The 5,996-nt window shown below is 73.5% G+C and carries 2 protein-coding genes; both read left to right on the top strand.

Translation table 11 applies throughout. The annotated features are described in order from the left end of the window. Positions 1-3,322 (top strand): KR domain-containing protein (locus ABZY33_RS35745; protein WP_356495890.1); only part of this gene is annotated, 3,322 nt, incomplete at its 5' end. A gap of 199 nt (positions 3,323-3,521) precedes the next feature. Further along, positions 3,522-5,996 (top strand): type I polyketide synthase (locus ABZY33_RS35740; RefSeq protein ID WP_356495889.1); only part of this gene is annotated, 2,475 nt, incomplete at its 3' end.

Below are 5,996 nucleotides of genomic sequence, written 5' to 3'. Positions count from 1 at the left end.
CGATGGTGTGCGGGTGCGCCGGGTCGCCGTTGACTACGCCTCCCACACCCGCCACGTCGAGGACATCGAAACGGTGCTGAGCGAGGCGTTGGCGGGGGTCGAGGCGCAGGCGCCGCTCGTGCCGTTCTACTCGACCGTCACCAGCGGCTGGGTGGATGAGCCCGGGGTGCTGGATGGCGCGTACTGGTACCGGAACCTGCGTGGTCAGGTCGCCTTCGGTCCGGCCGTGGCCGGGTTGCTGGGGCAGGGTTATGGCGCGTTCGTCGAGATCAGCGCTCATCCGGTCCTGGTCCAGCCGGTCACCGAAACTGCCTTCGAGAGTGGCACGGATGTGGTCGTGACGGGTTCGCTGCGGCGGGACGACGGCGGTCTGCGACGGCTGCTGACCTCCATGGCCGAGTTGTTCGTCACGGGCGTGCCCGTGGACTGGAGCGGGGTGCTCCCGGCCGGTCAGGCTCCGGTCGCCCTTCCCACGTATGCCTTCGACCACCAGCACTACTGGCTCCAAACGGCCCAGGCCGCCACCGACGCGGCCTCGCTCGGCCAGACGGAGATCAACCACCCGCTGCTCGGCGCGATGGTCCAACTGCCGCACTCCGACGGGCTGTTGTTCACATCGCGGCTCTCGCTCAAGTCGCATCCCTGGCTGGGTGACCACGTGGTCGGTGGGCTCGTGCTGATTCCGGCCACCGGCCTGGTCGAGCTGGCCGTGCGGGCCGGTGACGAAGCCGGCTGCGGGGTCCTGGACGAGCTGGTGACCGAGGCGCCGCTGATCGTGCCCGAGCACGGCGGCGTACGCCTCCAGGTCGCCGTGGGAGGCGCACAGGAGAACGGCACCCGCACCCTGGAGATCCACTCCCAGCGCGAGGACGCCTCCGGCGGCGACGCGTGGACCCGGCACGCCACCGGGCTCCTGTCGGCCACGGCCCCGGCCACGACCGCCGGCACGGAGTTCGACTTCACCGCCTGGCCGCCCGCAGGCGCCGAACAGGTGGCGCTGGACACCGATGAGCTGTACGCGGGGCTGCTGGAGCGCGGTTACGCGTACGGGCCCGTCTTCCAGGGCGTCCGCGCGGTGTGGCGGCGCGGCGGCGAACTCTTCGCCGAGGTCGCCCTGCCCGACGCGGAGCGCAAGGCGGCCGACGCGTTCGGCCTGCACCCCGCTCTGCTCGACGCGGCCTTGCAGGCCGGGACGTTCGCCGCGGCCGACGCGCCGCAGGAGAGCGCCGGGCAACCCGTGATGCCGTTCTCCTGGAACGGCCTCGTGCTGCACGCCGCGGGCGCCTCCGCGCTGCGCGTACGGGTCGCGCCCAACGGGGACGACGCGCTGGCCGTCGCGGCGGCCGACGAGACCGGCAACCCGGTCCTGACGATGGACGCGCTGGTCATGCGCGCCGTGTCGATCGAGCAACTCGGCGCCACGGCGGCGCGGGAGGGCCGCGATTCACTGTTCGCGGTCGAGTGGACCGAAGCGCCCGCGGCCACGGGTTCCGAGCCCACCCCGCCATGGGCGCCGGTGACCTCGGCCGACGACACGACGGCCCTGACCGCCGGTGGCGGCGTACCGGCCGCCGTCGTCCTGGAGGCCGTCACCGACGGCACCGACCGCGACGGCGGCAGCGGTGACGCCGTACTCGACCTGACCGCGCGCGTGCTCGGCGTGGTCCAGGCCTGGCTGGGCGCCGAGGGCGCCGAGGACTCGCGCCTGGTGGTCCTGACCCGGGGCGCGGTGCCCGCCGGTGACGGCGAGGTGACCGACCCCGCCGGATCCGCGGTGTGGGGCCTGGTCCGCGCCGCCCAGTCCGAACACCCGGACCGGATCGTCCTGCTCGACGCCGACCCCGGCGCCGACGGAGCCGTGGAGACGGTGCTCGACTCCGTCCTCGCCGGGCTGCTGGCCGGCGGTGAACCACAGGCCGCCGTCCGCGGCACGGCCCTCTCGGTGCCCCGCCTCGCCCGCGTCGCCGACACCCCCCGCGAGACGGAGGTGTTCCGGCCCGGCGCGACCGTGCTCGTCTCCGGCGGCGGATCGCTCGGCGCCCTGGCGGCCCGGCACCTTGTCACCCGCGACGGTGTACGCCGGCTCGTCCTCGCCAGCCGGCGCGGCCCGGACGCGGACGGCGTAGCGGAGCTGGCCGCCGAACTCACCGGCCTCGGCGCCGACGTCTCGGCCGTCGCCTGCGACCTGTCCGACCGTGACCAGGTGGCGGCGCTGCTCGCCTCGCTGCCCGGCCTGACCGGCATCGTGCACACGGCCGGCGTCTTCGACCCGGGCGTCATCGGGACGCTCACCCGGGAGCGGCTGGCCAAGGTGTTCGCGCCGAAGGTCGACGCCGTACACCACCTCGACGAACTGACCCGGGACCTGGACCTGGACGCGTTCGTCGTCTACTCCTCCGCCTCGTCCGTCTTCATGGGCGCGGGCGGCGGCAACTACGCGGCCGCCAACGCCTATCTGGACGGCCTCATGAGCAACCGCCGCGCGGCCGGCCTGCCCGGACTCTCCCTGTCCTGGGGCCCGTGGGAGCAGCTCACCGGCATGGCCGACACCATCGACGACCTCACCAGGACCCGGATGGGCCGGCGCGAGGGACGCGGCGGCGTGCTTGCGCTGCCGTCCGCGGAGGGCATGGAACTGTTCGACGCCGCGCTCGGCTCAGGGCACGCGCTCCTCGTCCCGGTCAAGCTCGACCTGCGGGCGGTCCGTGCCGACGCGGCGGCCGGCGGCGTACCCCACCTGCTGCGCGGCCTCGTCCCCGCGGGCCGCCAGCAGGCCCGGGCGGCCGCCGGCGGCGGACAGCGACAGCTGGCCGACCGGCTCGCCGGGCTCTCCGCGGTCAAGCAGGAGGCGCTGCTCCTCGACGTGGTCCGGGCCCAGGCCGCGGTCGTGCTCGGCCACGGCGGACCGGAGGGCGTCCGCCCGGACACCGCGTTCAACGAGGCCGGGTTCGACTCGCTGACCTCGGTGGAGCTGCGCAACCGGCTCCGTGAGGCGACCGGTCTGAAACTCCCCGCCACGCTGGTCTTCGACCACCCGACCCCGCAGGCGCTCGCCCGCTACCTGCGGGCCGGGCTCGCCGTCGACGAGGCGTCCCCCGCCGACACCGTCCTCGCCGGACTCGCCGGTCTGGAAGCGGTCATCGAGTCCGCGGGCCCCGACGCGACGGCCCGCGACCGGATCACCGCGCGCCTGCGCGAGCTGCTCCGGGCCGCCGAGGCGGCTACCGACAGCGGCACGGCCGCCGCGGCCGCGGCCGACGACGGAGACCTGGAGAACGCCAGCGACGAGGAACTGTTCGCGCTCTTCGAGCAGCTCGACTGAACCACCCCGTGCGGGCCGGACACACTGCGACCCGGCCTGCACGGCCCCCATACCCACAGAGGCCGCACAGGCGCCCGACGCACCCGCGCACAGACACCCGCCCACGCACCCATACGCACCTCCGCGCACGTGTACGCGCACGTGGTGCGGCACCCATGCACGGCAATCGCACACATCCACCTCCTAGGGGTTGAATCAAGTGGCCGACGAGGCAGAACTCCGCGACTATCTGAAGCGGGCGATCGCCGACGCCCGTACGGCCCGCCAGAGGCTGCGCGAGGTGCAGGACCAGGCGCGCGAGCCGATCGCCGTCGTCTCCATGGCGTGCCGGTATCCCGGTGGTGTCTCCTCGCCCGAGGAGCTGTGGCAGCTGGTCGCCGACGGCGTCGACGCCGTCGGCGACTTCCCCGGCGACCGCGGCTGGGACCTGGAAGCCCTGTTCGACGCCGACCCGAACCACGCCGGTACGTCGTACGTCACCCAGGGCGGGTTCCTGCGCGGCGCGGGCCTCTTCGACGCCGGGTTCTTCGGGATCTCGCCGCGCGAGGCCCTCGCCATGGACCCGCAGCAGCGCCTCCTCCTGGAGACCTCCTGGGAGGCGCTGGAGCGCGCCGGCATCGACCCGGTCTCGCTGAAGGGCACCGACGTCGGCGTCTTCTCCGGCCTGTCCGGCCAGGGCTACGGCGCCGGTGCCGGCGTGGTGACCCCGGAGTCGGAGGGCTTCGCCGGAACCGGCGCGTCCACCAGTGTGGCCTCGGGCCGCGTCTCCTACGTCCTGGGGTTCGAGGGCCCGGCGGTCTCCCTGGACACGGCGTGCTCCTCCTCCCTGGTCGCCATCCATCTGGCGGCTCAGGCGCTGCGGTCGGGCGAGTGCTCGATGGCGCTGGCCGGCGGGGCGATGGTGATGTCGACGCCGGGCAACTTCGTCGCGTTCTCCCGCCAGCGCGGCCTGGCCGCCGACGGCCGCTGCAAGGCGTTCGCGGACGGCGCCGACGGCATGGGCCTGGCGGAAGGCGTCGGCGTCGTCCTCCTGGAGCGGTTGTCGGTGGCCCGCGAGCGCGGGCACAAGGTGCTGGCGGTGCTGCGGGGGAGTGCGGTCAACCAGGACGGCGCCTCCAACGGCCTCACCGCACCGAACGGGCCCTCGCAGCAGCGCGTCATCCGCAAGGCGCTCGCCAACGCCGGACTGTCCCCGGCCGACGTGGACGTGGTCGAGGCGCACGGCACGGGCACGGCCCTCGGTGACCCGATCGAGGCGCAGGCGCTCCTCGCCACCTATGGCAAGGACCGCGACCCCCAGAAGCCGTTGTGGCTCGGCTCGTTGAAGTCGAACATCGGGCACACGCAGGCCGCCGCCGGGGTGGGGAGCGTCATCAAGATGGTCGAGGTACTGCGGCACGGCGTGCTGCCCGCGACCCTGCACGTGGACCAGCCCTCGACCGAGGTCGACTGGTCGGAAGGCGCGGTGGAGCTGCTGACCCAGGCCCGTGCGTGGCCGCGCGAGGGCCGTCCGCGCCGGGCCGGTGTCTCCTCGTTCGGTGTGAGCGGCACGAATGCGCATCTGATCCTGGAGGAGGCCCCGGCGGAGGCGCCCGCGGACGACTCCGCCGGGGAGGCGCCGGCCGGGGGAGTGGTGCCGCTGGTCGTCTCGGCGCACAACGCTGCCTCGTTGGCGGGTCAGGCGGGGCGGCTGGCGGCCTTCGTCGAGGACAACGACGGGGTGTCGCCGGTGGAGATCGCCGCTGTGCTGGCCCGGGGCCGTGCGGTGCTGGGCGAGCGGGCGGTCGTGGTCGCGGCGTCGCACGCGGAGGCTCTGGCCGGGTTGCGGGCGTTGGAGCGTGGTGAGAGTGCGGCCGGTGTCGTCTCCGGTGGCGGTTCGGGTACGCCCGGCAAGGTTGTGTGGGTGTTCCCGGGTCAGGGTTCTCAATGGGCTGGTATGGGCCGGGAGTTGTTGGACTCTTCGCCGGTGTTCGCGGAGCGGATCGGTGAGTGTGCGGCGGCGCTTGAGCCGTACGTGGACTGGTCGCTCGTCGATGTGCTGCGGGGTGAGGCGGAGCCTGAGCTGTTGGAGCGGGTGGATGTGCTTCAGCCCGCCAGTTTTGCGGTGATGGTGGGTCTGGCGGCGGTGTGGTCGTCGGTGGGTGTGCTGCCGGATGCCGTGGTCGGGCACTCGCAGGGGGAGATCGCCGCTGCCTGTGTGTCCGGGGCGCTGTCGTTGGAAGACGCGGCCCGGGTTGTGGCTCTGCGCAGCCAGGCGATCGCTGCACGGCTGGCTGGTCGTGGCGGGATGGCGTCCGTCGCGCTCAACGAGGTCGACGCGGTGGCTCGTCTCGGGCGCTGGTCCGGCCGGGTCGAGGTGGCGGCCGTCAACGGTCCGTCGTCCGTCGTCATCGCTGGTGACGCCCAAGCACTGGACGAGGCGCTGGACGTCCTGTCCGCCGATGGTGTGCGGGTGCGCCGGGTCGCCGTCGATTACGCCTCGCACACCCGCCACGTCGAAGACATCGAGGAGACCCTCGCCAAGGCGCTGTCCGGTATTGCGGCCGCTGCTCCTGAGATCGCCTTCTATTCGACGGTGACGGGTGGCTGGGTGGATGAGCCCGGGGTGCTGGACGGCGGGTACTGGTACCGGAATCTGCGGAGCCAGGTCGGCTTCGGTCCGGCCATAGCGGAG

The organism is Streptomyces sp. NPDC006552, assembly GCF_040611655.1.
GTDB lineage: Bacteria > Actinomycetota > Actinomycetes > Streptomycetales > Streptomycetaceae > Streptomyces.
This window is presented reverse-complemented; position numbering and strand designations above follow the sequence as displayed.